The 25,540-nt window shown below is 71.3% G+C and carries 23 protein-coding genes; 18 read left to right on the forward strand and 5 right to left on the reverse strand.

Annotated elements, in window-relative coordinates; all coding sequences use genetic code 11:
- Positions 1–47: 47 nt before the first annotated feature.
- Positions 48–809 carry a DeoR/GlpR family DNA-binding transcription regulator gene (locus ACZ6KY_RS02125; protein WP_469308501.1) on the reverse strand — a complete coding sequence of 254 codons (762 nt, stop codon included), beginning with the start codon at positions 807–809 and terminating at the stop codon, positions 48–50.
- Between the two features lie 271 nt (positions 810–1,080).
- Positions 1,081–1,890 carry an NAD-dependent epimerase/dehydratase family protein gene (locus tag ACZ6KY_RS02130; RefSeq protein WP_469308368.1) on the reverse strand — a complete coding sequence of 270 codons (810 nt, stop codon included), beginning with the start codon at positions 1,888–1,890 and terminating at the stop codon, positions 1,081–1,083.
- Between the two features lie 288 nt (positions 1,891–2,178).
- Between ACZ6KY_RS02130 and ACZ6KY_RS02135 the strand changes: the two genes are divergently transcribed.
- Positions 2,179–3,120, forward strand: coding sequence for a 5-dehydro-4-deoxyglucarate dehydratase (locus tag ACZ6KY_RS02135; protein ID WP_469308369.1), 942 nt, complete (start codon positions 2,179–2,181; stop codon positions 3,118–3,120).
- A complete protein-coding gene (locus tag ACZ6KY_RS02140) occupies positions 3,117–4,292 on the forward strand; it encodes a hypothetical protein (RefSeq protein ID WP_469308370.1) in 1,176 nt (391 codons plus the stop codon). Before ACZ6KY_RS02135 ends, ACZ6KY_RS02140 begins: the two co-directional genes overlap by 4 nt.
- Before the next feature lie 88 nt (positions 4,293–4,380).
- On the opposite strand, the gene ACZ6KY_RS02145 is transcribed toward ACZ6KY_RS02140, so the two are convergent.
- The 3 genes from ACZ6KY_RS02145 to ACZ6KY_RS02155 all read right to left on the reverse strand — a co-directional run bounded on the left by ACZ6KY_RS02145 (position 4,381) and on the right by ACZ6KY_RS02155 (position 7,241).
- On the reverse strand, positions 4,381–5,070 hold the full coding sequence (locus ACZ6KY_RS02145; RefSeq protein ID WP_469308371.1) for an MFS transporter: 690 nt from the start codon (positions 5,068–5,070) through the stop codon (positions 4,381–4,383).
- A gap of 49 nt (positions 5,071–5,119) precedes the next feature.
- Positions 5,120–5,791, reverse strand: a complete 672-nt coding sequence (locus ACZ6KY_RS02150) for a DUF4097 family beta strand repeat-containing protein (protein WP_469308372.1) — start codon at positions 5,789–5,791, stop codon at positions 5,120–5,122.
- A gap of 274 nt (positions 5,792–6,065) precedes the next feature.
- Positions 6,066–7,241, reverse strand: a complete 1,176-nt coding sequence (locus ACZ6KY_RS02155) for a serine hydrolase domain-containing protein (RefSeq protein WP_469308373.1) — start codon at positions 7,239–7,241, stop codon at positions 6,066–6,068.
- Between the two features lie 278 nt (positions 7,242–7,519).
- Here ACZ6KY_RS02155 and ACZ6KY_RS02160 point away from each other — a divergent pair, with 278 nt between their 5' ends.
- From ACZ6KY_RS02160 to ACZ6KY_RS02235, 16 genes are all read left to right on the forward strand, one after another.
- Positions 7,520–8,107 carry a TIGR03086 family metal-binding protein gene (locus tag ACZ6KY_RS02160; RefSeq protein ID WP_469308374.1) on the forward strand — a complete coding sequence of 196 codons (588 nt, stop codon included), beginning with the start codon at positions 7,520–7,522 and terminating at the stop codon, positions 8,105–8,107.
- A gap of 333 nt (positions 8,108–8,440) precedes the next feature.
- On the forward strand, positions 8,441–9,097 hold the full coding sequence (locus ACZ6KY_RS02165) for a GntR family transcriptional regulator (RefSeq protein ID WP_469308375.1): 657 nt from the start codon (positions 8,441–8,443) through the stop codon (positions 9,095–9,097).
- A complete protein-coding gene (locus ACZ6KY_RS02170; protein ID WP_469308376.1) occupies positions 9,094–10,002 on the forward strand; it encodes a dihydrodipicolinate synthase family protein in 909 nt (302 codons plus the stop codon). The genes ACZ6KY_RS02165 and ACZ6KY_RS02170 overlap by 4 nt, the downstream gene beginning before the upstream one ends.
- Positions 9,990–11,720: an L-arabinonate dehydratase gene (gene araD / locus ACZ6KY_RS02175; RefSeq protein ID WP_469308377.1), complete on the forward strand. Its 1,731-nt coding sequence runs from the start codon at positions 9,990–9,992 to the stop codon at positions 11,718–11,720. The genes ACZ6KY_RS02170 and araD overlap by 13 nt, the downstream gene beginning before the upstream one ends.
- Before the next feature lie 98 nt (positions 11,721–11,818).
- Positions 11,819–12,754, forward strand: a complete 936-nt coding sequence (locus ACZ6KY_RS02180) for a carbohydrate ABC transporter permease (RefSeq protein WP_469308378.1) — start codon at positions 11,819–11,821, stop codon at positions 12,752–12,754.
- Positions 12,751–13,653, forward strand: a complete 903-nt coding sequence (locus ACZ6KY_RS02185) for a carbohydrate ABC transporter permease (protein ID WP_469308379.1) — start codon at positions 12,751–12,753, stop codon at positions 13,651–13,653. The genes ACZ6KY_RS02180 and ACZ6KY_RS02185 overlap by 4 nt, the downstream gene beginning before the upstream one ends.
- The gene (locus ACZ6KY_RS02190) at positions 13,650–14,906 is read left to right on the forward strand and encodes a Gfo/Idh/MocA family protein (protein WP_469308380.1); all 1,257 of its coding nucleotides are present in this window, start codon (positions 13,650–13,652) and stop codon (positions 14,904–14,906) included. The genes ACZ6KY_RS02185 and ACZ6KY_RS02190 overlap by 4 nt, the downstream gene beginning before the upstream one ends.
- Positions 14,903–15,745, forward strand: a complete 843-nt coding sequence (locus tag ACZ6KY_RS02195; RefSeq protein WP_469308381.1) for a DUF6807 domain-containing protein — start codon at positions 14,903–14,905, stop codon at positions 15,743–15,745. The genes ACZ6KY_RS02190 and ACZ6KY_RS02195 overlap by 4 nt, the downstream gene beginning before the upstream one ends.
- Positions 15,745–17,343, forward strand: a complete 1,599-nt coding sequence (locus ACZ6KY_RS02200) for a glycoside hydrolase family 43 protein (protein WP_469308382.1) — start codon at positions 15,745–15,747, stop codon at positions 17,341–17,343. Before ACZ6KY_RS02195 ends, ACZ6KY_RS02200 begins: the two co-directional genes overlap by 1 nt.
- Positions 17,344–17,521: 178 nt before the next feature.
- Positions 17,522–18,934 carry an ABC transporter substrate-binding protein gene (locus ACZ6KY_RS02205; RefSeq protein ID WP_469308383.1) on the forward strand — a complete coding sequence of 471 codons (1,413 nt, stop codon included), beginning with the start codon at positions 17,522–17,524 and terminating at the stop codon, positions 18,932–18,934.
- Between the two features lie 159 nt (positions 18,935–19,093).
- Positions 19,094–19,888 (forward strand): rhamnogalacturonan acetylesterase, encoded by a 795-nt coding sequence (locus ACZ6KY_RS02210; protein ID WP_469308384.1) that lies wholly within the window; start codon positions 19,094–19,096, stop codon positions 19,886–19,888.
- Between the two features lie 76 nt (positions 19,889–19,964).
- Positions 19,965–21,293 carry a pectate lyase family protein gene (locus ACZ6KY_RS02215; RefSeq protein ID WP_469308385.1) on the forward strand — a complete coding sequence of 443 codons (1,329 nt, stop codon included), beginning with the start codon at positions 19,965–19,967 and terminating at the stop codon, positions 21,291–21,293.
- A gap of 2 nt (positions 21,294–21,295) precedes the next feature.
- Positions 21,296–22,453, forward strand: coding sequence for a pectinesterase family protein (locus tag ACZ6KY_RS02220; protein WP_469308386.1), 1,158 nt, complete (start codon positions 21,296–21,298; stop codon positions 22,451–22,453).
- 1 nt (position 22,454) lies between these two features.
- A complete protein-coding gene (locus tag ACZ6KY_RS02225; RefSeq protein WP_469308387.1) occupies positions 22,455–23,474 on the forward strand; it encodes a pectinesterase family protein in 1,020 nt (339 codons plus the stop codon).
- Between the two features lie 43 nt (positions 23,475–23,517).
- Entirely contained in the window at positions 23,518–24,630 is a 1,113-nt protein-coding gene (locus tag ACZ6KY_RS02230) for a right-handed parallel beta-helix repeat-containing protein (protein ID WP_469308388.1), read from the forward strand.
- A gap of 102 nt (positions 24,631–24,732) precedes the next feature.
- Positions 24,733–25,527 carry an HAD family acid phosphatase gene (locus ACZ6KY_RS02235; protein ID WP_469308389.1) on the forward strand — a complete coding sequence of 265 codons (795 nt, stop codon included), beginning with the start codon at positions 24,733–24,735 and terminating at the stop codon, positions 25,525–25,527.
- Positions 25,528–25,540: the final 13 nt, after the last annotated feature.

Consider the following 25,540-nt stretch of genomic DNA (forward strand, 5'->3'; position numbering starts at 1 on the left):
CGCGGCCGGTGGAGTGGGAGAGGTGGCGGGTCGGGTCGGCAGGGGTGTCAGACGCGGATGACCTGGGGGCCCCGCAGTGAGTAGCGGTGCGCCTCGGAGGCCGGGAGCAGGGTGCTCGTGACGATCGTCTCCAGGGCGCCGACGCCGGCGAACCGGCAGAAGCTGACGGCGCCGAACTTGGTGTGCACACCGGCGAAGACCGTACGCCGGGAGGCCCTGATCGCCTGCGCCTTGACCTCGCTGACCGCGGGGTCCGGGGTGGTGAGGCCGTGTTCGCGGGAGATGCCGTTGGCGCCGATGAACGCGAGGTCGATGACGAAGCCGGCGAGCATCTTCGTCGTCCAGTGGTCGACGGTCGCGAGTGTGCCGGGACGGACCCGGCCGCCGAGCAGCAGGACGCTCGTGTTGTCGGCCCCGGCGAGCGCCCCGGCCGTGGCGAGCGAGGCGGTGACCACGGTCAACGGCCGGTCCCTGGGCAGTGCTTCGGCGATGAGCTGCGGAGTGAACCCCTCGTCGATGAAGACCGTCTCGGCGTCTCCGGTCAACTCGGCCGCGGCGGCGGCGATCCGGCGCTTCTCGGGCACATGGCTCGTGGTGCGGAAGGCGAGTGTCGTCTCGAAACCGGCGCTCTCCACGGGGTAGGCGCCGCCGTGGGTACGGCGCACCAGGCCGTGGTCCTCCAGGGTGCGCAGATCGCGCCGTACGGTCTCCTTGGCGACGCCCAGTTCGCCGGCGAGTTCGGTGACGTCGACCGAGCCCGTGCGGCGCGCGGTCCGGACGATCTCGCGCTGCCGTTCCTCCGCCGTCATGGACGTCACCCGCTTCCTCGCGCTCCGTCGCGCACTGCCCGTTCGGGCCCGGTGGAGCCCTTGAGGGAAGTTCTACAGCGGGTGTCGGCCACTGACCAGGCCTGTTGCGGGCCCGATGCTGCCCGGCTGTGCCCGTTCGGTGCCGTGGCCGCCCGCGGCGGACCTGGGGCGGAGCGGGTGAGGAGGTGGGATCGGGCAGGGTCCGTGCCCGAACAGGGGAGCGGGCGGGCCCGTTCGGTCCCCCCCCGCCGTCCCGCTTCCAACTGCCGTGTCAGTGCGGCCAGATCGGCGGGTGCGTCGTGAAGTGGCCGCCCAGGTGGGCGTGGTCGGGGTTGCCGGGGTCGAGTTCGCCCTGTTCGGCGACGATCTTCCCGGCATACGGTTCGGAGTCGTCGCGCGGTTCGTAGCCGAGCGCCCGCGCGGTCGAAAGGTCCCACCACAGGCGGGTGTTGGCGGACGAGCCGTAGACGACCGTGTGGCCCACGTCCTTCGCGGTCAGGGCCGCGTGGAAGAGCCGGGCGCCGTCCTCGGGGCTCATCCACACGGAGAGCATGCGCACGCTGGTGGGCTCCGTGAAGCAGGACCCGATGCGCACCGAGACGGTCTCAAGGCCGTGCTTGTCCCAGTAGAGCTGCGCCAGGTCCTCGCCGAACGACTTGGAGAGGCCGTAGAAGGTGTCCGGGCGGTGCGGGGTGTCGATCGGGATCAGGGGGTCGTCACCCCGCGGGCGCGGGGTGAAGCCGACCGCGTGGTTCGAGGAGGCGAAGACGACACGGCGTACGCCCTCCTCGCGCGCCGCCTCGTACAGGTTGTACGTCCCCTCGACGTTCGCCTTGAGGATCTTGTCGAAGGAGGCTTCCAGGGAGATGCCCGCGAGGTGGATGATCGCGTCGACGCCCCGTACGGCCTCGCGCAGCGCCGCCCGGTCGGCGAGGTCGGCGGTGATCGCGTCCGGCTCGCCCTCGACGGGGAGCACGTCGAGCAGGCGCAGCCCGTAGCCGTACTCCGGCAGCAGCCCGCGCATCAGGGTGCCGAGTCCGCCGGCGGCGCCGGTGAGCAGAACGGTGCGGGGAGCGGGCATGCGGGGTCTCCTCGGTGCGGGCCGGTGTGGCAGGGCGGGGGTGCCGCCGGGCGGTCGGCGAGGGCTCGGCCAGGCGGCCGTATTCGTGTCTGGCATTCACATCCATGGACACGCTAAGGATTGCTGACGTGCTGCGTCAAGTGGCACGCGGAGGGGCGAAATCCGCCTTCGTGTTGCGGGTTTGCGTGCTTGACCAGCCCTAAGGTGGCGGCTTAGCGTGGGCGCGTTCAGAGATATGGACGTGGATCAGAAACGTGCACTCGGTGGGCACCTTTTAAGGGAGAGTCCGTGACGTCAGCCCCTCTTGCCGCTCGGCTGAGCATCCCCAGCGGGCCGCTTTTCTTCCCCGTCACCGCGTACGGCCCCGACGGCACCGTCGATCTCGACGTCTACCGGGAGCATGTGCGACGCGGCGTCGAGGCCGGAGCCGCGGCGGTCTTCGCCTGCTGCGGCACCGGTGAGTTCCACGCGCTCGTGCCCGAGGAGTTCGAGGCGTGCGTGCGGGCCGCCGTGGAGGCGACCGCGGGACGCGTGCCGGTGGTCGCGGGCGCCGGATACGGGACGGCCCTCGCCGTGCGCTACGCCCGCCTCGCGGAGGCCGCCGGGGCCGACGGGCTGCTCGCCATGCCGCCGTATCTCGTGACGGCCGGGCAGGAGGGCCTGCTGCGGCACTACCGGGAGATCGCCGCCGCCACCTCCCTGGACGTCATCGTCTACCAGCGCGACAACGCCGTCTTCACCCCGGGGAGCGTGGTCGAACTCGCCCGCACCGAGGGGATCATCGGCTTCAAGGACGGGCTCGGCGACCTGGACCTGATGCAGCGGATCGTCAGCGCCGTACGCAGCGAGGCACCCGGCGACTTCCTCTACTTCAACGGACTGCCGACCGCCGAACTGACCGGACTCGCCTACCGGGGACTGGGGATCACGCTCTACTCCTCGGCGGTCTTCTGCTTCGCCCCCGAGATCGCGCTGGCCTTCCACCGGGCCCTGAACGCCGGGGACGACACGACCGTGAACCGGCTGCTGGACAGCTTCTACCGGCCCTTCGTCGACCTGCGCGCGCAGGGACGCGGCTACGCGGTGGCCCTCGTCAAGGCGGGCGTCCGGCTGCGCGGACTGGACGTCGGCGAGGTGCGGCCCCCGCTGAACGAGCCGGCCGAGGACCACGTCAAGCAGCTCGCGCAGCTGATCGACCGCGGGTACGCGCTGCTTGAGGAGGGCGTGTGACGACGTCCGTGTTCCTGTACCCCTGGGACGTCAACGGGGACCCGGAGGCCGCCGCCAGGACCGCCGGTCTCGGCGTCCGCCAGGTGACCCTCGCGTCGGCGTACCACTCCACGCGCGCCGCGACGCCCCGCCACCCCCGCCACCGGATCGTCACGGCCTCGCACGCCGCCGTGCTCTACCCGGTGGACGAGGCACGGTGGCAGGGCCGCGCCCTTCGCCCTTACCCGGCGGGCGACTGGGCACCCGGTGACGCGTACGGCGAGGCCGCCGCCGCGCTCGCCGGGGCCGGTCTCGACGTCCACACCTGGGTCGTGCTCGCGCACAACTCCCGTATGGGGGAAGAACATCCGACGACCTCCGTCGTCAACGCCTACGGCGACCGGTATCCCTGGGCGCCCTGCGTCGCCCAGCCCGGCACCCGCGCCTACCTCACCGATCTCGCGGTGGAGGCCGCGGTCCGGCCCGGCGCCGCCGGTACGGAACTTGAGTCGCTCGGCTGGTACGGGCTCGCCCATCTGCACGCCCACGACAAGATCGGCGGGGTGGCGCTCGGGGACGCCGGGCAGTACCTGATGTCGCTCTGTTTCTGCGCCGCGTGCGCGGACGGATACGACCGGCAGGGCCTCGACGCCGAGGAGTTGGCGTCCTTCGTGCGCGGCGCGCTGGAGCCCGTGTGGCGGGGGGCGCCGTCCGACGGGGGCTGGGCCGGGGTGGAGAAGCTGCTCGGGGCGGCGACCGCCGCGGCCACCCGCGCCTGGCGCGACCGGGTGGCCCGCTCGCTCCAGGAGGAGACGGTCTCGGCCGTCCGCTCCGCCGCACCGGCCGGGTTCCAGGTACTGCTGCACGCCGACCCCGTCTCCTTCCACTGCGGCGCCAACGCCGGGGTCGACCCGCGGCACGTCCTGTCGGTGGCCGACGGGGTGGTCGTGCCGTGCACCGGGGGCGCGGACCTGCTGACCCCGTTCGCGGAGGCGGCGCGCGCGGGCGCCAAGGGGCGTGTCCTGGCGGCCAACTTCACCGTGGTGTCCGGGATGGGCGGCCGGCCGGCCACCCTGGCGGCGGACGCGGCGCGCGCGATCGAGCTGGGTGCGACGGAACTGCGGCTGTACCACGCGGGATTGGCCTCGGACGCCGATCTGGAGGCGGTACGGGGGGTGTTGGCGGGGCTGTAGTCCAGCCCCTCCGGCGTTTGAGGAGCGGGGTCCGGGGCGGAGGCCCCGGGGACGGGTAGGGGCGGAGGGGGCGAGAACCGGTGTGCCCTCAGTCCGCCACCGGCTCGGGGGCGCTCCGGAACAGCGGGCCCAGGGTCACCAGCCGGATCAGGCCCAGCGCGGGCAACAGGACCCGGTGGCCGACCAGTTCGACGAGCCCCGCCCCGAGGGCCAGCCCGACGGCGTTCGGCGCGTACAGGAGCGTGTTCAAGGTGGCGAAGGCGCGGCCCGGCAGCTCGGGCGGTGTCTCCCGCTGGACCGCGGTGTACGTGGCGATGAGCACGCAGGGCAGCCCGGCCCCCGCGGCCGCGCTGGACGCGAGGGCCACCGCGTCGCCCGGAACAGGCCGGGAGATGACCGCGACGGCGGTGAGGGCGATCCCGCAGGCGGCGAAGCGTTGTTCGCCCAGCCACCGCAGCAGCGTCCCGGACACCGGACCGACGGCGACCGAGCCGAGACCCTGCGCGACGTACAGGACGCCGACGTACGCGGGGGAGTGACCCAGCCCTTCGGCCACGGCGTAGACCGTCGAGCCGCAGATCCCCGCGAAGAGCATCGTCGTACCGCCCGCGACGACCAGCGGCCGGAGCCGGGGGTGGCCCCGGAGATGGCGGACGCCCTCCGCGGTGCGGGTGCGCAGGCTCTCGGCGGGCTCGCGCGCCGGCGGGGCCTCGCGGACGCGCGGCAGCGCGAACACCGCCGCCGCCAGGACGAACGTCACCGCGTCCAGGAGGGCCACCCGCGGGCCGCCGTACGCCGCGTAGAGCCCCGCCCCGGGGAGTCCTCCATCACAGGCTGTGGGCGGTGATGTCGCCGTAGGAGGTGGTCGCGTGGATGTCCAGGCCGGTGGCTGCGCCGTCGGCGTTCTTGAGTGTGTTGTCGATCCGGCCGTAGGCGGTGCCGCCGTCCAGGGAGGCGGAGACTCCGTGGGCGGCGCCGACCGAGATCCCGCCGTGCCCGGTGCGCAGGGTGACCCTGCCGCGTACGGCCTCCGTGATGCGGATGTCGCCCTTCTGGGTGCTGATCTCGGCCGGGCCGTTCAGGCGGCCGACCGTGATGTCGGCGTCGAGGCCGGTGAGACGGGCGCTGTCGGCCTCGTCGAGCTCGACCGAGCCGCGGGCGCCGTCGAGGACGATGTCGCCGAGCCGTCCGACGCCCCGGAACTCGGCGGCGGCCGCCTTCGCCTCGACGCGGGAGCCGGCGGGCAGCTGGACGGTCACCTCGACGGACCCGGAGGAGCCGAGGGCCCGGTTCCGCGCCGCCGGGATCTCGATGCGCAGGACGCCGTCGCCGTAGGAGACCTCGGTCTGCTCGGCCGCCTTCACGTCGCGGCTCTTGGAGGCGTCCGCGGGCAGGATCTCGACCGTGGTGTCGGTACGGTCCGCCGCGCTGAACCGGATGCGTCCGGCCGGGATGTCGAGGACGGCCGAGACGGGGGCGGGGGTGTCGAACTTCTGCATGGTGCTCTCCTTCGGCTGCGCCGTGTGCGTTCCCTGCTGCTTTCTGGTGATGGAAACGCTACGTTGCATTCAAGGTTAAGGCAACATGCTCGTTGCGTGTAACTGTTGTAATTGCAGGTAAGTGGCTGGAATTTGTTGCAATGGTTCTGGGTTTAATGCAACAAGCCTTACTCGGTTCATTGCAATGGATTGCGGGTGAACGCTATGCGCGTGAGCGCTGTGCGGGAGACGCCCGGGGCGCCCGGATCCGTCCGGGCGCCCGCCGGGGATTCCCTCAGTCCTTCAGCAGCGCGCAGACGAAGTTCTCCTCGACCTTGCGCAGCTCCTTCAGCAGCTCCGGCTTGGTCGCCTGGTTCACCTGGGTGGTGAGCGAGAAGGTCAGGGACCGCCGGCCGTCCGGGGTGGCGGCGATCAGCTGGGTGTAGCCGGGGAAGTTGCCCGTGTGGCCGAGGACCACTCCGCAGCGGGTGGAGTAGCGGAAGATCGCCTCACCCGCCTTGTTCTTGCCGGGTCCGGCCGGCTCCGAGGCCCCGTCGATCCAGCGCCGCTGCTCGCGCAGGGTGGCCTTGGAGATCAGCGCCCCGCCCGCGTAGCCGCGGATGAAGCGGGTCAGGTCCGCCGGCGTCGAGATGATCCCGCCCGACGCCCACGCGCCCGACGCGCTGAGCGCCTCGCTGATGTCCTGCGGCGGGTTCGGCGGCTGGACGTCGTAGCCGTGCATGTACGGCTCGGGCATCTCGTAGCCCTGCGGGAGGCTCGTGTCGCGCAGGCCGAGCGGCCGGTAGACGAGCCCGCGCAGCAACTGCTCGTAGCGCTTGCCGGTCGCCGCCTCGGCCATCAAGGCGACCGCGATGTTGTCGGAGTTGGAGTACTTGTACTGCGATCCCGGCCGGAACAGCAGCGGTTCGCCGGCCACGTAGTCGAGCAGCCGGCGCGAGTCGAAGTGGTGGCGCGGATCGGCGGTCAAGATCTTGATGAACTCGGGACTCTGGGTGTAGTCGGGCAGCCCGCTGGTGTGGTTCAGCAACTGGCGCAGCGTCACGGCGTGCCACTGGCGCGGCAGGGACGGCAGCCGGCGGCCGATGGTGTCGTCCAGGGAGAGCGCGCCGCTGTCCACCAGGCGCAGCGCCACGGCACCGCTGAACGCCTTCGCGGTACTGGCGATCCGCGTGTGGTCGTCCGGTGTGATCGGACGTCCGCTGTCGAGGTCGGCGACTCCCGCGCGCACCACGCGGGACTCGCCCTCGCGGCGCAGGACGGCGATGACACCGGGCGGGCCGCCGGGGCTGCTCACCAGCCCTTCGAGCTGCTTCCGCAGCGCGCGGTCGTGATCGCGGTCCGCGGAGCCTGAGCCGGCGTCGGCCGGTGCGGACACGGCGCCGGTCAGACAGGCGGCGGCCAGCAGGGCGCCGAGGGACGGACGCAGGCGGGGGTGGCGGGCCAGTGGCATGGGATTCTCCCGAGTCGGGTGGGGCCTGGGGGCCGGGGCAGGCCCAGCTTCGGCCCCGGGTGATCGACTCGCCCGCGCCGCTGCTGCATACGGAGGAGCGGGACGCCCGGTGGTGGGCCGTCCGGCTGTCCTGGGGCGGGAGCCCCTGGCCGGGGAACCGATGACTTTCGGGTCCGTACGGGGTCTACACAACGGGCTCGGCGGCACAGGTCCACCCCCGCGGACCTGCCCCCGGGCGTTTCCCCCTGAAGGGGACCCGCAGTTCTGAGGAGAATCGGATGACCGGCCAGACCTTCGACTTCGGGCCGCAGGCCCTGATCGTGGCGCGCCTCGCGGAGGGTGTCACGGACGCACGGTTCGACGGGGCGACGCCCTGCCCGAAGTACGCGGTGCACAACCTGCTCGGGCACCTGAACGGGCTGGCCGTCGCCTTCCGCGACGCCGGGCGCAAGGACCTGGGCCCTACGACCGGCACCAGCCCGGCCGCCACCGTGCCCGACATCGAGCCGGGCTGGCGCGAGACGCTGCCGAAGGCGCTCGACGAACTCGCCGACGCCTGGCGGGACCCGGCCGCCTGGACCGGCACGACCCGGGCCGGCGGAGTCGACCTGCCGGGCGCGGTCGCGGCGGCCGTGGCCGCCGACGAACTGGTGGTGCACGGCTGGGACCTCGCGCGGGCCACCGGCCAGCGGTACACGCCCGACGCCGCCGCCCTGCAAGCGGCGCACGGGTTCCTCGTCGGCGTGGCCGAGGACCCGGCCCGGGGCGGGGGCATCTTCGGCCCCGCCGTCCCGGTACCCGGCGACGGGCCGCTCCTCGACCGCGCGATCGGCCTCAGCGGCCGCGACCCCGGCTGGAAGCCGTAGCGGGGTTCACGGGCTGCCCGCCAGGCGTGCGGGCGGCCCGTACGCGTACTCCGGGGGCGCGCACCGTGAGGCCGGCCTCGTCGTGCGTCGCGAAATTGAACACCCGACGCGCCTCGCCCCGAAGAGGGGACCCGGACCCTCCGGCACTTCGCGCCTCACCCGGCACGTCAATTTTCTCTGCCGGAAGCGTTGACGAAACACGGTCACGCTCCTACCTTCAACGCGTCGTACTTCGTACGTCATATATGAGACGCGATACGCGAGATCCGGGGTCGATGTCCGCGAGCGACGCCCGGCTCCCGTGATCCGAGCCGTGAGACCGGAGAGGCGCGCATGACCTCTGTGCCCACCCCGATCCCCTCCCGCACGCAGTTCGTGCTGGAGGGGATCAAACACCGCATCCTCACCGGGCAGTTGACCCCGGGACAGGCCCTGGTCGAGACCGACCTCGCCGCACAGTTCGGGGTGTCCAAGACCCCCGTGCGCGAGGCGCTCAAGACCCTGGCCGGCACCGGTCTCGTCGTGATGAACCAGTACAAGGGCGTCACGGTGCGCATGGTGGACGCGGACATGGCGCGCGAGGTGTACGACGTACGGCTGCTCCTCGAACCCGAGGCGCTGCGACGGGTGGTGCGCCGCGGAGCCTCCCTCGACGCCGCCCGTGACGCCCTCACCCGTGCCGACGACGCCGCCGACACCGCCGAACGGTCCCTGGCCAACCGGGAGTTCCACCGCGCCCTGTACGTGCCCTGCGGCAATCCGCTGCTCGGCCGGATGCTCGACGAGGTGCGCGACCAGGCGGCCCTCGTCTCGGCGGTCGCCTGGGCGTCCGATCCCTCCTGGGAGCGGGAGGCGAGCGAGCACCGGGAGATCCTGCGGCTCGCCCTCGACGGTGACGCCGACGGCGCCGCCGGAGCGCTGCACGCGCACATCGCGTCGTTCGTGCGACGGGCCTTCCCCCAGGGCCGGGAAGAGGACGGACAGGAATGACAGCGACGTTCGAGACCCAGCGGGCGGCCCTCGCCGAGGTCGTGGCGATCCCGGTGACCCCGTTCGCCGAGGACGGCACGATCGACCGGGACACCCACCGGGCCCTGCTGCGCCGGCTGATCGACGGCGGCGTCCGCACCCTCACCCCCAACGGCAACACCGGCGAGTTCTACGCCCTCACCCCCGAAGAGCGCCGGATCGTCACCGAGTCGACCGTCGAGGAGGCCGGCGACCGCGCGGTCGTCCTCGTCGGCGTCGGGCACGACGTACCGACCGCCGTCGCCTCCGCGCGGCACGCCCGTGCCCTCGGCGCACCGATGGTGATGGTCCATCAGCCCGTTCATCCCTATGTCTCGGAGAGCGGCTGGGTCGACTACCACCGGGCCATCGCCGAGGCCGTGCCGGAGCTGGGCGTCGTGCCGTACATCCGCAATCCGGTGCTCGCGGGTGCGCGGCTCGCGGAACTCGCGGACGCCTGTCCGAACGTCATCGGTGTGAAGTACGCCGTTCCCGACGCGGCGCGCTTCGCGTCCTTCGCACGCGACGCCGGGCTCGAACGGTTCGTGTGGGTGGCCGGACTCGCCGAGCCGTACGCTCCCTCGTACTTCTCGGCCGGCGCCACCGGCTTCACCTCGGGCCTGGTGAACGTCGCCCCGGCCGTCTCGCTGAACATGATCGAGGCGCTCCGGTCCGGCGACTACCCGGCCGCGATGAAGGTCTGGGAGCAGATCCGCCGCTTCGAGGAACTGCGCGCCGCCAACGCCTCCGCGAACAACGTCACCGTGGTCAAGGAGGCCCTGTCCTCGCTCGGCCTGTGCCGCCGCGACGTCCGCCCGCCGAGCAGGCCGCTGCCCGCGAGCGAGCGCTCCGAGGTCGCCGCCATAGCCGCCGGATGGTCCCTGTGAAGCGGCCCGAGGACCTCAGGAGCCATCAGTGGTACGGCACCGACGGGCTCCGTTCGTTCAGCCACCGGGCCAGGACCCGGCAGCTCGGCTACCTCCCCGAGGAGCACCTGGGCAAGCCGGTCATCGCGATCCTCAACACCTGGTCCGACATCAACCCCTGCCATGTGCACCTGCGCGACCGCGCGCAGGCCGTGAAGCGGGGCGTGTGGCAGGCCGGCGGATTCCCGCTCGAATTCCCGGTGTCCACACTGAGCGAGACCTTCCAGAAGCCGACCCCGATGCTCTACCGCAACCTGCTCGCGATGGAGACCGAGGAACTGCTGCGGTCGTACCCGGTGGACGGGGCCGTGCTGATGGGCGGCTGCGACAAGACCACGCCCGCGCTGCTCATGGGGGCCGCCTCGGTCGATCTGCCGACCGTCTTCGTGCCCGCCGGGCCGATGCTCCCGGGCCACTGGCGCGATGAAGTCCTCGGCTCCGGCACCGACATGTGGAAGTACTGGGACGACAGGCGCGCCGGTCTCATCGGGGACTGCGAGATGACCGAGCTGGAGAGCGGGCTCGCGCGGTCGCCGGGGCACTGCATGACGATGGGGACGGCGTCCACGCTGACGGCCGCCGCCGAGGCGCTCGGCGTCACCGTGCCCGGCGCGTCGAGCATCCCCGCCGTCGACTCCGGACACGACCGGATGGCCGCCGCCGCGGGGATCGGGATCGTCGAACTCGTCCACAAGGACCGCAAGTTGTCCGACATCCTCACCGAGGACGCCTTCACGGACGCGGTGACGACGGTGCTCGGTCTCGGCGGTTCGACGAACGCCGTGATCCATCTGATCGCCATGGCCGGACGGGCCGGGGTCACCCTCACGCTGGACGACTTCGACAGGATCGCCCGGACCGTGCCGGTGCTCGCCAACGTCCGCCCCGGTGGACGGACGTACCTCATGGAGGACTTCCACTTCGCCGGCGGACTGCCCGGGTTCCTGTCGCGGATCACCGACCTGCTGCACCTGGACCGGCCCACGGTCTCCCACGACACTCTGCGCGAGCAGCTGGCGAACGCCCAAGTGCACAACGACGACGTCATCCGCACCCGGGAGAACCCGGTCGCGGCCGAGGGCGGAGTGGCCGTCCTGCGCGGCAACCTCTGCCCCGACGGCGCCGTCATCAAGCACATCGCCGCCGAGCCGCACCTGCTCCAGCACACCGGTCCCGCGGTCGTCTTCGACGACTACCGCACCATGCAGCGGACCATCGACGACCCGTCGCTCGGCATCACCGCGGACAGCGTCCTCGTGCTGCGGGGCTCCGGTCCCAAGGGCGGCCCGGGCATGCCCGAGTACGGGATGCTGCCGATCCCCGACCACCTGCTCAAGCAGGGTGTCCGGGACATGGTGCGGATCTCCGACGCCCGGATGAGCGGCACGAGTTACGGCGCGTGCGTACTTCACGTGGCACCCGAGTCGTACGTCGGCGGCCCGCTCGCCCTCGTACGCGACGGGGACCCGATCACCCTCGACGTCGAGGCACGGTCACTCCGACTCCACGTGGACGACGCGGAGCTGGAGCGCAGGCGGGCGAAGTGGGCTCCGCCGCCCGTCCGTTACGAGCGCGGTTACGGAGCGCTCTACAACGAGCAGATCACCCAGGCCGACACCGGCTGCGACTTCGCGTTCCTGGCCCGGCCGGGCCAGGTGCCGGACCCGTACGCCGGCTGAGGCCCCCGCACCCGCACGTGGAAGTGCTCGACCCATGTGGTCGTAGCAAGCGCTTCCTGTACTCGCTGTACTTGCCCCACTGCGAACGGAGAACAGTCATGGCCCAAGCCGCAGCCGTGGCGAAACCGCCCGCGCCACCCCGGCGGCGCCGTGCTTCCGCGACCCCGCGCAGGCTTCCGTATCTGCTGATCGCCCCCGCGGCGCTGCTGATGCTGGGCTTCATCGCCTACCCCGTCATCAGCGTCTTCTACTACAGCCTGCGGAACTACAACCCCACCAAACCGTGGCGCAACGGCTACGCGGGCTTCGGCAACTTCACGCACGCCTTCACCCAGGACCCCCAGTTCTGGGACACACTGACCTTCAGCGCGAAGTGGGTCGCCGTCGAGGTCGGTCTCCAACTGCTGTTCGGCCTGGCGCTCGCGCTGATCGTCAACCAGACCTTCGCCGGGCGGGCGTTCGGGCGCGCGCTGGTCTTCTCGCCGTGGGCCGTCTCCGGGGTGCTGACCTCGGCGATCTGGGTGCTGCTCTACAACTCCCAGACGGGCGTCACCCGTTACCTCGCCGACGCCGGCATCGGCTCGTACGGGACGAGTTGGCTGTCGGACACCTCCACCGTCTTCCCGGCTGCCGTGGTCGCCGACCTGTGGCGCGGGGTCCCCTTCTTCGCGATCCTGATCCTCGCCGACCTCCAGTCCGTCTCCAAGGACCTGTACGAGGCCGCCGAGGTCGACGGAGCGAGCCGCGTCCGGCAGTTCCTGCACATCACGCTGCCGCACCTCAAGGACGCGATCATCCTCTCCACGCTGCTGCGCGCGGTGTGGGAGTTCAACAACGTCGACCTGCTCTACACCCTGACCGGCGGCGGACCCGCGGGCGAGACGACGACCCTCCCGCTCTACATCGCCAACACCAGCGTCGACGCCCACGACTTCGGCTACGCGTCCGCCCTCACCACGGTCGCGTTCGTGATTCTGCTGTTCTGCTCGATCGTCTATCTGCGACTGAGCAAGTTCGGAGGCGGGGACAAGTGATCACCAAGGAAGCCGGGACGATCGCCCCGGCCGCACCCGCCCAGCCCGTCGAGGTACCCCGCCCGCGCGAACGGGAGAAGCACCGCGCCTGGGACGAGGTCCCGCGATGGCACATCTATCTCCCCCTCGGCATCTACCTGCTCTTCACCCTGATCCCCTTCTACTGGATCCTGCTCTTCGCGCTGCGCCCGGCCGGGTCGACCTCGCTCGTGCCCTGGCCCATGACCCTCGAACACTTCGACAAGGTGTGGAACGAGCGCAGCTTCGGGACCTACTTCCAGAACAGCGTCCTCATCGCCGTAGCCACCCTGGTGATGACCACGCTCGTCGCGCTCGCCGGCGGCTACGCGCTCGCCCGCTTCGACTTCAGGATCAAGCGCGGCTTCATGCTCGCGCTGCTCTGCTCGCAGTTCGTGCCGGGCGCGCTGCTCCTGGTCCCGCTCTTCCAGATCTTCGCCGAGCTCCGGATGATCAACTCGCTGGTCAGCGTCATCATCGCCGAGACGGTCTTCCAGCTCCCGCTGTCGATGATCCTGATCAGCGGGTTCATCAGGAACGTGCCGTACACCCTGGAGGAGGCCGCCTGGGTCGACGGCTGCAACCGCTTCGACGCCTTCCGGATCGTCGTACTCCCGCTGCTGCGGCCCGGGTTGATCGCCGTCGGCTCCTTCGCCTTCGTGCATGCCTGGAACCACTTCCTGTTCGCCCTGATGTTCCTCAGCGACCAGAGCAAGCAGACCATCCCGGTCGGCCTCAACACCCTGATGAGCTCCGACAGCGTCGACCTGGGCGCGCTCGCCGCGGGCGGCATCATCGCCGCCGTCCCCGTGGTCGTCGTCTTCGCCTTCATCCAGAAGTGGCTGATCACCGGATTCAGCGCCGGGGCGGTGAAGGGATGACGAGCGCCTCGCGGCAGCAGGCCGGTGCCCCGCGCGCAGCCGGCCTCCAAGCCCTGAGCGGAGCCGGTCCGCGGACCACGCCCGCCGCCGCCCCGGCGAACACGACGGCCCCCGGACTCCCGCTGCCCGTCGTCCTCGCGGGCGCCCGAGGCCACGGCCACTGGCACCTGGACAACATCCGCCGTCTCCAGGACAAGGGCCTGGTACGCCTCGCCGGGGTCTGCGAGCTGAACCCGCTCACCGAGGAGGAGCTCGGCGGGCAACGCGTGGAGCAGTCCGCCGACTTCGGGGCGCTCCTCGACTCCACCGGTGCCGCCGTCGCGGTGATCTGCACCCCCATCCCCACCCACGCCGACCTCGCGCTGACCGCCGCGCGCAAGGGTGTCCACCTGCTCCTGGAGAAGCCGCCCGCTCCCTCCTACGCCGAGTTCCGGCGGATGGCCGACGGGGTCGCGGCGGCCGGTGTGGTCTGCCAGATCGGCTTCCAGTCGCTCGGCTCGCACGCCGTGCCCGCCATCAGGAAACTCATCACCGAGGGCGCGCTCGGCCGGGTGACCGGCATCGGCGGGGCGGGGGCCTGGGCACGCGACGAGGCGTACTACCGCCGCGCGCCCTGGGCCGGAAAGCGCCGGCTGAACGGCGTGGACGTGGTCGACGGTGTCCTGACGAACCCGCTGGCCCACGCCGTCGCCACGGCCCTCGCGCTGGACGGTTCGACCCGCGCCGAGGACGTCACCGCCATCCGCACCGAGCTGCTGCGCGCCAACGACATCGAGTCCGACGACACCTCGTGCGTACGGGTCACGACCACCGGGGGCCGGATCACGGTCGCCGCGACGCTCTGCGCCGAACACCCCGGCGAACCGTACGTCCTGGTGCACGGCACCGACGGCCGGATCACCTTCTGGTACAAGCAGGACCGGGTCCTCGTGCAGCGGTCCGGACACGGCCCCGAGGAGATCGAGTACGGCCGTACGGACCTGCTGGAGAACCTCGTCGAGCATCTGAGCGGCGGCACCGAACTGCTGGTCCCGCCCGAGTCGACGGGCGCCTTCATGAAGGTCGTCGAAGCGATCCGGCAGGCACCCGACCCGATCGCGCTGCCCCCGGACGCCTGGGAACCGCTCCCCGGCGAGAACCGCCGCGTGGTGCGCGGCGTCGACGGATTCGTCGCGGCGGCCGCCGACACCCTCGCCCTCTACTCCGAGCTGGGCGCCTCCTGGGCGCTCCCGACAGAGGTGAGCACCGCGTGAACAACGACTCGCTGGTCCTGCGGATCGGCGGCCGCCCCGTCGGCCGCTACGTCACCCGTCCCGCACTGCCCGCCCGGCTCTCCCCGCGCCCGTATCTGCACCCCGTCACCACCCTGGCCGGCACGGCCGTCACCGAGCTCAGCCCGGCCGACCACCCACACCACCTCGGCGTCGGTGTAGCCGTACCCGACGTCGAGGGGCACAACTTCTGGGGCGGGCGTACCTACGTCCGCGACCAGGGACCGACCGAGCTCGACAACCACGGCGCCCAGCGGCACACCGCCTTCCAGCTGCGCGACCCGGACGGCTTCGTGGAGGAGCTGCGCTGGACGGCCGCGGGCACCGAGCTGCTGCGCGAACGCCGTACGGTCGCGGCCGTCGGACTCACCGACTCCGCCTGGGCGCTGGACTTCACCTTCTCGCTCACCAACGTCACCGACCACGGGCTCTCGCTCGGCAGCCCGGCCACCAACGGACGGCCGGGCGCGGCGTACGGCGGCTTCTTCTGGCGGGCCCGCAAGGAGCCGGACGCCCCGCGCGTGTTCACCGCCGACGCCGAGGGCGAGGAGGCGGTCCACGCGCGCACCGCCGACTGGCTCGCCCTCGCGGGCGCCGGCTGGACGCTCGTCCTCGCCGGGGCGACCGACGCGACCCGCCGTGACCCGTGGTTCGTCCGCACCGCCCAGTACCCGGGCGTCGGCTCCTCCCTCGCCCACGAGAAGCGGCTCACCGTCGAAGCGGGCGGCACGCTCGTACGCCGGGTCGTCACCGTCGTCGCCGACGGCACCCTCGACCGGAGCGAGGCCGCCGCGCTGGTCCGCAAGGCGGTGAGCCCCTGATGGCCCTGCCCTCCGCCGACCTCGGTGACGGCACCTACCGCAACCCGGTCCTCGACGCCGACTGGTCCGACCCCGATCTGCTCTGCGTCGGCGACGACTTCTACCTCACCGCCTCCAGCTTCGGCCGCGCCCCCGGCCTTCCCCTGCTGCACTCCCGGGACCTGGTCAACTGGACGCTCGTCGGGCACGCCCTCCAACGCCTGGAACCCGCGCGCGAGTTCAGGCGCCCCCGGCCCGACCGCGGTGTGTGGGCGCCCTCCCTGCGCCACCACGACGACCGTTTCTGGATCTTCTGGGGCGACCCCGACCACGGCATCTTCCAGGTCAACGCCCCTGAGATCAGGGGCCCCTGGACCCGGCCGCACCTGGTGAAGGAGGGGAAGGGGCTCATCGACCCCTGCCCGCTGTGGGACGAGGAGAGCGGCGAGGCCTATCTCGTGCACGCCTGGGCCAAGTCCCGCTCCGGCGTGAAGAACCGGCTCACCGGACACCGGATGCGCCCCGACGGCACCGGGCTGCTCGACGAGGGAAAGGTGATCGTCGACGCCGACCTGATTCCCGGCTGGTTCACCCTCGAAGGGCCCAAGGCCTACCGGCACGACGGCTGGTTCTGGATCTTCGCGCCCGCCGGGGGAGTCGAGACCGGCTGGCAGGGCGCCTTCCGTTCGCGCGGCTTCTTCGGGCCCTACGAGGAGCGGGTGGTCCTGGAACAGGGCAACACCCGGGTCAACGGCCCGCACCAGGGCGGCTGGGTGCGCACGGCGACGGGCGAGGACTGGTTCGCGCACTTCCAGCAGCGCGGTCCCTACGGGCGGGTGGTCCACCTCCAGCCGATGCGCTGGGGCGATGGGGGTACCTCCCGCTCGAGCGAAGCCGAGAGTGGGGGAGGCTGGCCGGTGCTCGGAGACCGGGGCGCCCCCGTCGCCGTACACCGGAAGCCGGAACTGCCGCCCCAGCCGCCGTCCGCGCCCGCCACCGACGACGACTTCCCCGGCGGCCGTTTCGGGCGCCAATGGCAGTGGACCGCCAACCCCCAGGACGGCTGGGCCACCCAGCACTCCGGCGACGGGCTGCGGCTGAGCTGTGTCCGTACGGCGGACGCGCACGACCTGCGCAGAGTGCCCCATGTCCTCACCCAGCGGATACCGGGCGCGGCGGCCACCGTCCAGGTCGACCTGTGCCTCGACAGCGAGGAACCCGGGGCACGGGCCGGACTCGTGGTGCTCGGGGACGCGTTCGGCTGGATCGGACTCCAGCGCGAGCCGGGCGGATCGGTACGGCTCGTGCACCGGTTCGCCGAGACGGTCGCCGCGGCACCCGTCGTGCGGTCGGGGTCGTGCGAGGGCGAGCGGGACGCCGCACCCGCGCGGCCCGCGCCCGAGGGACGGGCCCGGCTGTGGATCGAGATCGGCGCGGGAGCCCGTTGTCGCTTCTCCTACGACGTCGGTGGCGGCCGGCAGCCCTCGGGGCAGGTCTTCGCCGCCACCGGATGGCGCTGGGTCGGCGCCCTGCTCGGCCTGTTCGCCGTCGCGCCGACCGGCGTCGGACACGCCGGCGCCGCCTCGTTCACGCGTTTCCGTGTCACCCCGGCCCCCTGAGGGTCACTTCCTGCCGTACGTACGCCTGTTGGGAGCCGCAATGACGCACCTCCGTGGCAAGCGCTTACCGGATGAGGGAGGAAGGGCGCGTCCCTTCCGGAAGCATCCGGGTGCCGATCTCCGAGGACACCGCACCGACCCCGCCACCCCGTTGGATCCAGAGGAAGAGAGCCGACCGATGAAGAGAAGCCCACTCAAGAGCAGCCCACTGGGGACCGGCGCACCGCGGACCGGTTCACCGGAGGCCGGCGCGCCGAAGACCGGCAGGCGCGGCGGCAGGCGCGCGGCCGTCGCCGTCGCCCTCGGTTCCGTGCTCGCGCTGACCGCCACCGCCTGTGGTGACAACGGCAGCGGCAGCGCGGGGGACAAGGGCACCGAGGGTTCCGGCAAGGGCGAGATCACCTTCTGGGACAACAACGGCGGTGTCCGCACCGACATCTGGAAGCAGATCATCGCCGACTTCGAGAAGAAGTACCCCGACATCAAGGTCGACTACGTCGGTATCCCGGCGGCCAGCGCCCAGTCCAAGTACGACACCGCCATCCAGGGCGGCGGTCTGCCCGACGTCGGCGGCGTGGGCACCGCCATGCTCGCCGAGGTCGCCGTCCAGGGAGCGCTGGAGCCGCTGGACAGCCGGATCGAGAAGAGCGCGCTGAACGGGAAGCTGAGCCAGAACCTGCTCGACGTCAGCCGGGCCGCGGGTGGCGGAGACACGCTGTACCAGGTGCCGACCTCCGCCAACAACGGCACGCTCTGGTACCGCACCGACCTGTTCAAGGCGGCGGGCCTGGACGCGCCGACCTCCTGGTCGAAGTTCTACGACGCCGCCGCGAAGCTCACCGACAAGGGCAGGAACAGGTTCGGCTTCACCATCCGGGGCGGCGAGGGCTCCATCGCCCCGGCGCTGGACGCGGCGTACGGCCAGACCGGCATCACCTCGTTCTGGAACGCCGACAAGACCACCGTCAACGACCCGAAGAACGTGGCGGCCCTGGCGAAGTACGTCGCCCTGTACAAGAAGGTCACCCCGTCCGCCGACGTCAACAACGACTTCACCAAGATGGTCGCGCAGTGGGACAGCGGCACCATCGGCATGCTGAGCCACAACCTCGGCTCCTACCAGGACCACCTGAAGGCGCTCGGCGCCGGCAAGTTCCGCGGCGTCCCGAACCCCACGCTGGACGACGGTACGCGCGTACAGGTCTCCAACCCGGTCGACGGGCTGAGCCTGTTCAAGTCCGGCAAGAACAAGGCGGCCTCCTGGAAGTTCATCGAGTTCGCCGTCTCGGCGGCGGAGAACTCCAAGTTCAACGAGTCCGCGGGCCAGGTGCCGGCGAACACCGACGCCGCCAAGGACGCCTGGATCCAGCAGGCCGAGCCGACCGAGCTCGCCGCCGAGGCGCTGAACGGCACCGGCACCAAGATCGTGCAGCTGCCGTACTACCTGCCCGACTGGAACACCATCTCCAAGGCCGACAACGAGCCGAACTTCCAGAAGGTCCTGCTCGGCAGGATGAGCGCGAAGGACTTCCTGGACACGCTGGCCGACCAGCTGAACAAGGCACAGGCGGACTGGAAGGCCCACCACTAGTCCGGTGCGCCCGTCGTGGCCGGCCCCGTGCTCACCGTGGCCGGCCGTGGCGCACGTCGTGCAGCGGCTCCCGCCGCCCCCGCGGCGGAGCCGCGCATCCAGGCAGTCAGGCGCCCCGCGGGGGCGCGCTCCCGCACCTCTGTCGAAAGGCACACGCCCGTGTCCCTCACGCGCAGACAGGTCACCTCGGCGGCCGCGGCCGCCTTACCCCTCGCCGTCGCCGCGGCGGCACCCGCCTCGGCGCGCCCGCACCGCCGGCCCCGCACCCTCCACATCGCCGGCGACTCCACCGCCGCCCAGAAGTACGCCGACGCCGCACCCGAGACCGGGTGGGGCATGGCGCTCCCGTTCTTCCTCCACGAGGACGTCGTGGTCGCCAACCACGCGGTGAACGGCCGCAGTTCGAAGAGCTTCATCGACGAGGGGCGCCTCGGCGCGATCCTCGACGTGATCCGCCCAGGCGACCTCCTGCTCGTCCAGTTCGGGCACAACGACGAGAAGACCGCCGACCCGACGCGTTACACCGAGCCGTGGACGACGTACCAGGACTGTCTGCGGCAGTACATCGAGGGGGCGCGGACCCGGGGCGCCCGGCCGGTGCTCGCCACCCCGGTGGAGCGCAGGAAGTTCGACGCGGACGGCAACGCGGTGCCGACGCACGGCGACTACCCGGCGTCGATGCGCGCGCTCGCCGCGGACGAGCACGTGGCGCTCCTCGACATCCAGGCCCGCTCGATCGCCCTGTGGCAGCGGCTCGGCGTCGAGGAGACGAAGAAGTACTTCAACTGGACCGCGACCGAACAGGACAACACGCACTTCAACCCGCCCGGCGCCATCGCCGTGGCCCGTCTCGTCGCGGCCGGGCTGCTGCACCGCCGGGTGCTCACGCCCCGGGACGTACGCCGCCTCGACGCGGAGATACCCGAGTCCTGGATCACCTGGCCCCCAGCCTGAACTCCTGAACCTCTGAGTCCCTGAGTCCCCGAACCCCCGAGTCCCTGAGCCGAAGGAAAGAGAGTCGAGTCGCACCATGAACACACAGAAATGGCATGAGCATGCCACATGTTGGAGTGCGGTCACCGTGCGACGGACGGCCGCGCTGATCGGCTGCACCGCCCTCGTGCTCGCCGTCACCGGCACCACCGCCGAGGCCCGTCCCCGCGAGCTCGGCCGGCAGACACTCGCCGCGGGCGACGGCTGGGCGTCCGACGGGACCGGCACCACCGGCGGCTCGGCCGCCGCGGCCGCGCGGGTCAGCACGGTCACGACCTGGGCGGAGTTCAAGGCCGCGCTCGCCGCGGGCGGCAGCGCGCCGAAGATCATCAAGGTCAGGGGAACGATCGACGCCAACGCCGAGGGCTGCGACTCCTTCGCGGCGCCCGGCTACGACTTCGCCCGGTACCTCGCCGACTACGACCCCGCCGTGTGGGGCTACGACCAGGTGGTCAGCGGCGAGCAGGAGGATCTGCGCGCCGCCTCCGCCGCCAACCAGGACACCGCCATCAAGGCGTACGTCCCCGCCGACACCACCATCGTCGGCATCGGCCGGAACGCGGGCTTCAAGGGCGCGAGCCTCCAGATCAAGGGCGTCGACAACGTCATCGTCCGCAACCTCTCCTTCGAGAGCCCCCTCGACTGCTTCCCGCAGTGGGACCCCACCGACGGCGACACCGGCAACTGGAACTCCGAGTACGACAGCGCGGTGATCTACGGGGCCACGCACGTCTGGCTCGACCACAACACGTTCACCGACGGCGCCCACCCGGACAGCTCGCTGCCGACGTACTACGGCCGGATCTACGAACAGCACGACGGCGAACTGGACATCGTCAAGGGCGCCGACTACGTGACCGCCTCCTGGAACGTCTTCGCCGACCACGACAAGACCATCCTGATCGGCAACAGCGACAGCGCGTCGACCGCCGCCGTGGACCGGGGCCATCTGAAGGTCACCCTCCACCACAACCTGTTCACCGGTCTCGTCGAGCGCGCCCCGCGCGTCCGCTTCGGACAAGTGGACTCCTACAACAACCACTTCGTGGCCGACTCCACGTACGGCTACAGCTACGGCATCGGCATGGAGTCCCAACTCGTCGCCGAACACAACGCGTTCACGCTGCCGGACTCCGTCAGCGCCGCGACGGTCCTCAAGAAGTGGAAGGAGGCGCCGCTGACCGCAGCCGACAACTACGTCAACGGCGTACTGACCGATCTGATCGCCGTGCACAACGCGGGGATCCCCGCCGAGACGCTCCAGTCCGGTGCCGGATGGACACCGGCCCTGCGGACGAAGGTCGACGCGCCGAGGGCGGTTCCCGGCATCGTCGACCACCGCGCGGGCGCCGGAAAGATCTGCTGACCATGGCCGGACACCCCGTCAGCAGAAGGGCGTTCGTCGCCGCGAGCACCGGAGCCGCCCTGGCTCTCGGGCTCGCGGCCCCCGCCCGTGCCACCGGGCGCCCGCCCTTCGGACGCCGGCCCTTCGGACGCCACGGTTCGCCGTCCGCGCGGCCCGACGCGAGGACGCTGTACGTCCACCCCGGCGGCCTGGGCGACCACACCACCGTGCAGGCCGCCGTGACCGCCGCGACCGGCGCCGGATTCACCCTGGTCATAGCGCCCGGCGTCTACCGCGAGACGGTCTCGGTCGGAGCGGTCGACCCGGCGACCGGGCTGCCCGGCGCCGCCGGGTCCGAGATGACCTGGATCGGCGCCTCAGGCGACCCGCGTGATGTCGTCGTCGTGTACGACAACGCCAACGGCACGCCCAAGCCCGACGGTTCGGGCACCTACGGCACCACCGGATCGGCCACGACCACCGTACGAACCGACGGTTTCACGGCCCGCGCGGTCACCTTCGCCAACGACTGGCTGCGCGCCGACCACCCCGGGGTCACCGGCACCCAGGCCGTGGCCATCAAGGTGCAGGGCGACCGCTCGGCGTTCCACCGGTGCCGCTTCCTCGGCCACCAGGACACGCTGTACGCCGACTCGTTCGCCCTGGGCACCTTCGCCCGCCAGTACTACCGGGACTGCTACGTCGAGGGGGACGTGGACTTCGTCTTCGGGCGGGCGACGGCGGTCTTCGAGTACTGCCACTTCCGCACCCTGAACCGCACGGACCTGGCCACCGCCCCGTACGGCTTCGTCTTCGCGCCGTCCACGGCCGTCGCCGACCCGCGCGGATACCTGGTCACGCGGAGCCGGATCAGCAGCGCGGCACCGGACGCCTACTACAAGCTGGCCCGCCCGTGGGTGCCCGGCTCGGACCCCACCGCCCGCCCGATGCTGACCGTCCGCGACACCCGCCTGGACGCAGGCACCGACGCGGTAGCGCCGTACACGAACATGTCAGCCGCCTATCCGTGGCAGAGCCAGCGTTTCGCCGAGTACCGCAACACCGGACCCGGCGCGGTGATCACGGTCCCGGAGAACCGTCCCCAGCTCACCGACGAGGAGGCCCGCTCGGCGACCCGGGAGGCGTACCTCGGCGACTGGACGCCGGGGAGGGGGTGCTGAGATGCGCAGGCGCACGCTCCTCGCCGGCGTGGCCGGGGGAGTCATGGCCCTCGGCGGCACCCCGGCCGCCGTGCACGGCCGCCGTGTCCTGCACGTGTGTCCCGGTGACTCGGTCCAGGCCGCCGTGGACGCGGTGGACGGACCCGGGCAGACGATCGTCGTCCACCCGGGGACGTATCGCGAAGTGGTCGACATCCCCGCGGACAAGCGGGAGTTGACGCTGCGCGGTGCCACCCGCGACCCGCGCGACGCCGTGATCGTCTTCGACCGGGCGAACGGCACGCCGAAGCCGGACGGCTCCGGCACGTACGGGACCGCGGGCTCCGCGACGCTCACCTCGGCGGCGCCGGGACTGACCGTCCGCGGGCTCACGATCGCCAACGACTGGCTGCGGGCCGACCATCCGGAGATCACCGGCACCCAGGCGGTCGCGGCCCGCGTCACCGGCGACCGCTCGTCGTTCGCGCGGGTGCGGCTGCTCGCGCACCAGGACACGTTGTTCGCGGACACCAGCGACCTGGCCGCCTTCGACCGTCACTTCTACCGCGACTGCTACATCGAGGGCGATGTCGACTTCGTCTTCGGCCGGGCCACCGCCGTCTTCGAGCGCTGCCACTTCCACACGCTCGACCGGGACGTCTCCTTCAGGCCCGAGGGAATGGTCTTCGCGCCGTCCACGGCCCGAGCGAACCCGTACGGCTTCCTGGCCGTGGGCGGCCGTGTCACCTCCGGCGCCGAGGACGGGGCGTACAAGATCGCCCGGCCCTGGGTCCCCTCGTACGAGACCACGGCCTGGCCCTCGCTCGTGGTCCGCGGATGCGAACTCGGGCCCGGCATCGACGCGGTGGCGCCCTACACCGACATGCGCGCGGCCTATCCGTGGCAGTCCATGCGCTTTCGCGAGTACCGCAACACCGGACCCGGCGCGGTGATCACCGTCCCGGAGAACCGTCCCCAGCTCACGGACGCGGAGGCCGAGCAGCACACCCGTGCCGCGTATCTCGGCGACTGGCGTCCGTGATTCCCCCGTTCCACTCCCCAGCACGACGAAAGGACCGCACTCCATGTCTCGTCGTACCGCTCTCGCCCTGAGTGCCACCCTGGCACTCGGCGCAGGCCTCGCCGTCCTCCCCACCCAGGCGCAGGCCGCCACCGTCGTCGTCTCCACCACCGCCCAACTGACCAGCGCCATCTCCAGTGCCACCGCCGGAACCGTCATCCAGGTGCGCGGCGGCACCTACTACCCGACGGCCACCCTCCAGTCCACGACCAACGGCACGTCCTCCTCGCCGGTCACGCTCACGGCGTACGGCTCGGAGACCGTGAAGATCGACGGGTCCTCGCTCCCCTCGGGCTCCTGGATCTTCAAACTCACCGCCGACTACTGGAACGTCTCGAACCTGACGTTCCAGGACTCCCCGGACAGCGCGGTCGTCTGCCAGTCCTGCACCGGCACCGTGTGGAACAACATCAAGACCATCAACGGCGGCGACTCCGGCTTCACGCTGACCGGCGACGGCACCGTCAACAACACGGTGAAGAACATCGACTCGTACGGCAACTACGACGCCGCCGAGCACGGCGAGAACGCGGACGGCGTCGCCGTGAAGTTCGGCTCGGGCACCGGCAACCTGATCACCGGGGCCCGCCTGTACAACAATTCGGATGACGGCATCGACTTCTGGTCGTTCTCCTCGCCCGTCACCGTCGAACACTCCTGGTCCTTCGGCAACGGCAAGAACCGCTGGGGCGACTCGGCCTTCGCGGGCGACGGCAACGGCTACAAACTCGGCGGCGACGGCGAGGTCGTCGCCCACGTCGTCAACAACTCCGCCGCCTGGGACGACGCGGGCAGCGGCTTCACCGAGAACTCCAACACCGGTGCCATCGTCATCAACCGCACCACCGCCTACGCCAACGGCAAGTACGGCTACTACTTCGCCACCAGCGCCGCCAAGCTCGGCAAGAACCTCGCCGTGGGCAACGGCACCGCGGCGGTGTCCAAGGGCTCCTCGGTGACCTCGGCCGGCAACAACTGGGACTCCGGGATCTCCACCCCGTCGTTCGTCTCCACGGACGCGAGCACCACGTACAACGCCCGCTCGTCCAGTGGCGCGCTGCCCGCGACCACCTTCCTGACGACAGGCAGCAGCACCATCGGAGCCACCATGAACTGAGTCCGCCAAGCGCAAGGCGCGAGGCCCAAGTCGCCTGAAAAGTATGTATCGATCAGGCAACAGGTCTCGCGCCGAAGGGGGTTACGCGCGTAGAAACCTGTCATGCATAAGCCATTGCGCATCGCGGCCGTCGCCGCCACCTGTGTCGTCGCCGGTGCCGCCCTGTACGGCACCGGCGTCGCCACCGCCGGTCAGTCGACGGCGAACTCGACGCACGAGCCCTACAACATCGGGGTCCTCGTCAAGGACATCGACACCTACTACGGCACCGCGGCCGACAGCAACGGGGTCTACCAGGCGTCCCCCGACAGCCCGTACGCCAAGGACCTGGCGCGCCTCGACGCCGCCGCGAAGCGGCACATCGACCAGGCGGCCCGCAAGGCCCACCACCGGCACGAGAAGGCCGCGGTCGTCTTCGACATCGACGACACGCTGCTGCTCTCCCTCGACTACGAGAAGAAGACCAACTACACCTACAACTCGGCCTCCTGGGCCGCGTACGTCGCCCAGGCGGACCGCCCGGCCGTCTTCGGCAGCCCCGAACTCGTCGAGTACGCCGCGTCCAAGGGCGTCGAGGTGTTCTACAACTCGGGCCTGAAGGAGTCGCAGCGCGTCTCCGCGGTCGAGAACCTGAAGAAGATCGGCGTCGACGTCAACCTCGACGCCGCGCACATGTTCCTCAAGGACGCGGCCAACCCGCCCGCCTACCTGAGCGATTGCGCCACCGCCGTCGCCTGGAACTGCACGACCGTGCAGTACAAGTCCGGCACCCGCAAGCACATCGAGTCCCTCGGGTACGACATCGTCGCCAACTTCGGCGACCAGTACTCGGACCTCGACGGCGGCTACGCCGACAAGACCTACAAGCTCCCGAACCCCACGTACTTCGTGAGCTGATCCCCCCCCACGG

This window comes from Streptomyces sp. NPDC042002, assembly GCF_055588305.1.

What these genes read in the sequence shown, in the direction of transcription:
- ACZ6KY_RS02160 (WP_469308374.1), top strand. Translation starts at nt 7,520, where the DNA reads ATGACCGGCCAGACCTTCGACTTCGGGCCGCAGGCCCTGATCGTGGCG.
- ACZ6KY_RS02235 (WP_469308389.1), top strand. Translation starts at nt 24,733, where the DNA reads ATGCATAAGCCATTGCGCATCGCGGCCGTCGCCGCCACCTGTGTCGTC.
- ACZ6KY_RS02165 (WP_469308375.1), top strand. Translation starts at nt 8,441, where the DNA reads ATGACCTCTGTGCCCACCCCGATCCCCTCCCGCACGCAGTTCGTGCTG.
- ACZ6KY_RS02190 (WP_469308380.1), top strand. Translation starts at nt 13,650, where the DNA reads ATGACGAGCGCCTCGCGGCAGCAGGCCGGTGCCCCGCGCGCAGCCGGC.
- ACZ6KY_RS02170 (WP_469308376.1), top strand. Translation starts at nt 9,094, where the DNA reads ATGACAGCGACGTTCGAGACCCAGCGGGCGGCCCTCGCCGAGGTCGTG.
- ACZ6KY_RS02220 (WP_469308386.1), top strand. Translation starts at nt 21,296, where the DNA reads ATGGCCGGACACCCCGTCAGCAGAAGGGCGTTCGTCGCCGCGAGCACC.
- araD (WP_469308377.1), top strand. Translation starts at nt 9,990, where the DNA reads ATGGTCCCTGTGAAGCGGCCCGAGGACCTCAGGAGCCATCAGTGGTAC.
- ACZ6KY_RS02130 (WP_469308368.1), bottom strand. Translation starts at nt 1,890, where the DNA reads ATGCCCGCTCCCCGCACCGTTCTGCTCACCGGCGCCGCCGGCGGACTC.
- ACZ6KY_RS02150 (WP_469308372.1), bottom strand. Translation starts at nt 5,791, where the DNA reads ATGCAGAAGTTCGACACCCCCGCCCCCGTCTCGGCCGTCCTCGACATC.
- ACZ6KY_RS02155 (WP_469308373.1), bottom strand. Translation starts at nt 7,241, where the DNA reads ATGCCACTGGCCCGCCACCCCCGCCTGCGTCCGTCCCTCGGCGCCCTG.
- ACZ6KY_RS02225 (WP_469308387.1), top strand. Translation starts at nt 22,455, where the DNA reads ATGCGCAGGCGCACGCTCCTCGCCGGCGTGGCCGGGGGAGTCATGGCC.
- ACZ6KY_RS02180 (WP_469308378.1), top strand. Translation starts at nt 11,819, where the DNA reads ATGGCCCAAGCCGCAGCCGTGGCGAAACCGCCCGCGCCACCCCGGCGG.
- ACZ6KY_RS02125 (WP_469308501.1), bottom strand. Translation starts at nt 809, where the DNA reads ATGACGGCGGAGGAACGGCAGCGCGAGATCGTCCGGACCGCGCGCCGC.
- ACZ6KY_RS02230 (WP_469308388.1), top strand. Translation starts at nt 23,518, where the DNA reads ATGTCTCGTCGTACCGCTCTCGCCCTGAGTGCCACCCTGGCACTCGGC.
- ACZ6KY_RS02200 (WP_469308382.1), top strand. Translation starts at nt 15,745, where the DNA reads ATGGCCCTGCCCTCCGCCGACCTCGGTGACGGCACCTACCGCAACCCG.
- ACZ6KY_RS02215 (WP_469308385.1), top strand. Translation starts at nt 19,965, where the DNA reads ATGAACACACAGAAATGGCATGAGCATGCCACATGTTGGAGTGCGGTC.
- ACZ6KY_RS02205 (WP_469308383.1), top strand. Translation starts at nt 17,522, where the DNA reads ATGAAGAGAAGCCCACTCAAGAGCAGCCCACTGGGGACCGGCGCACCG.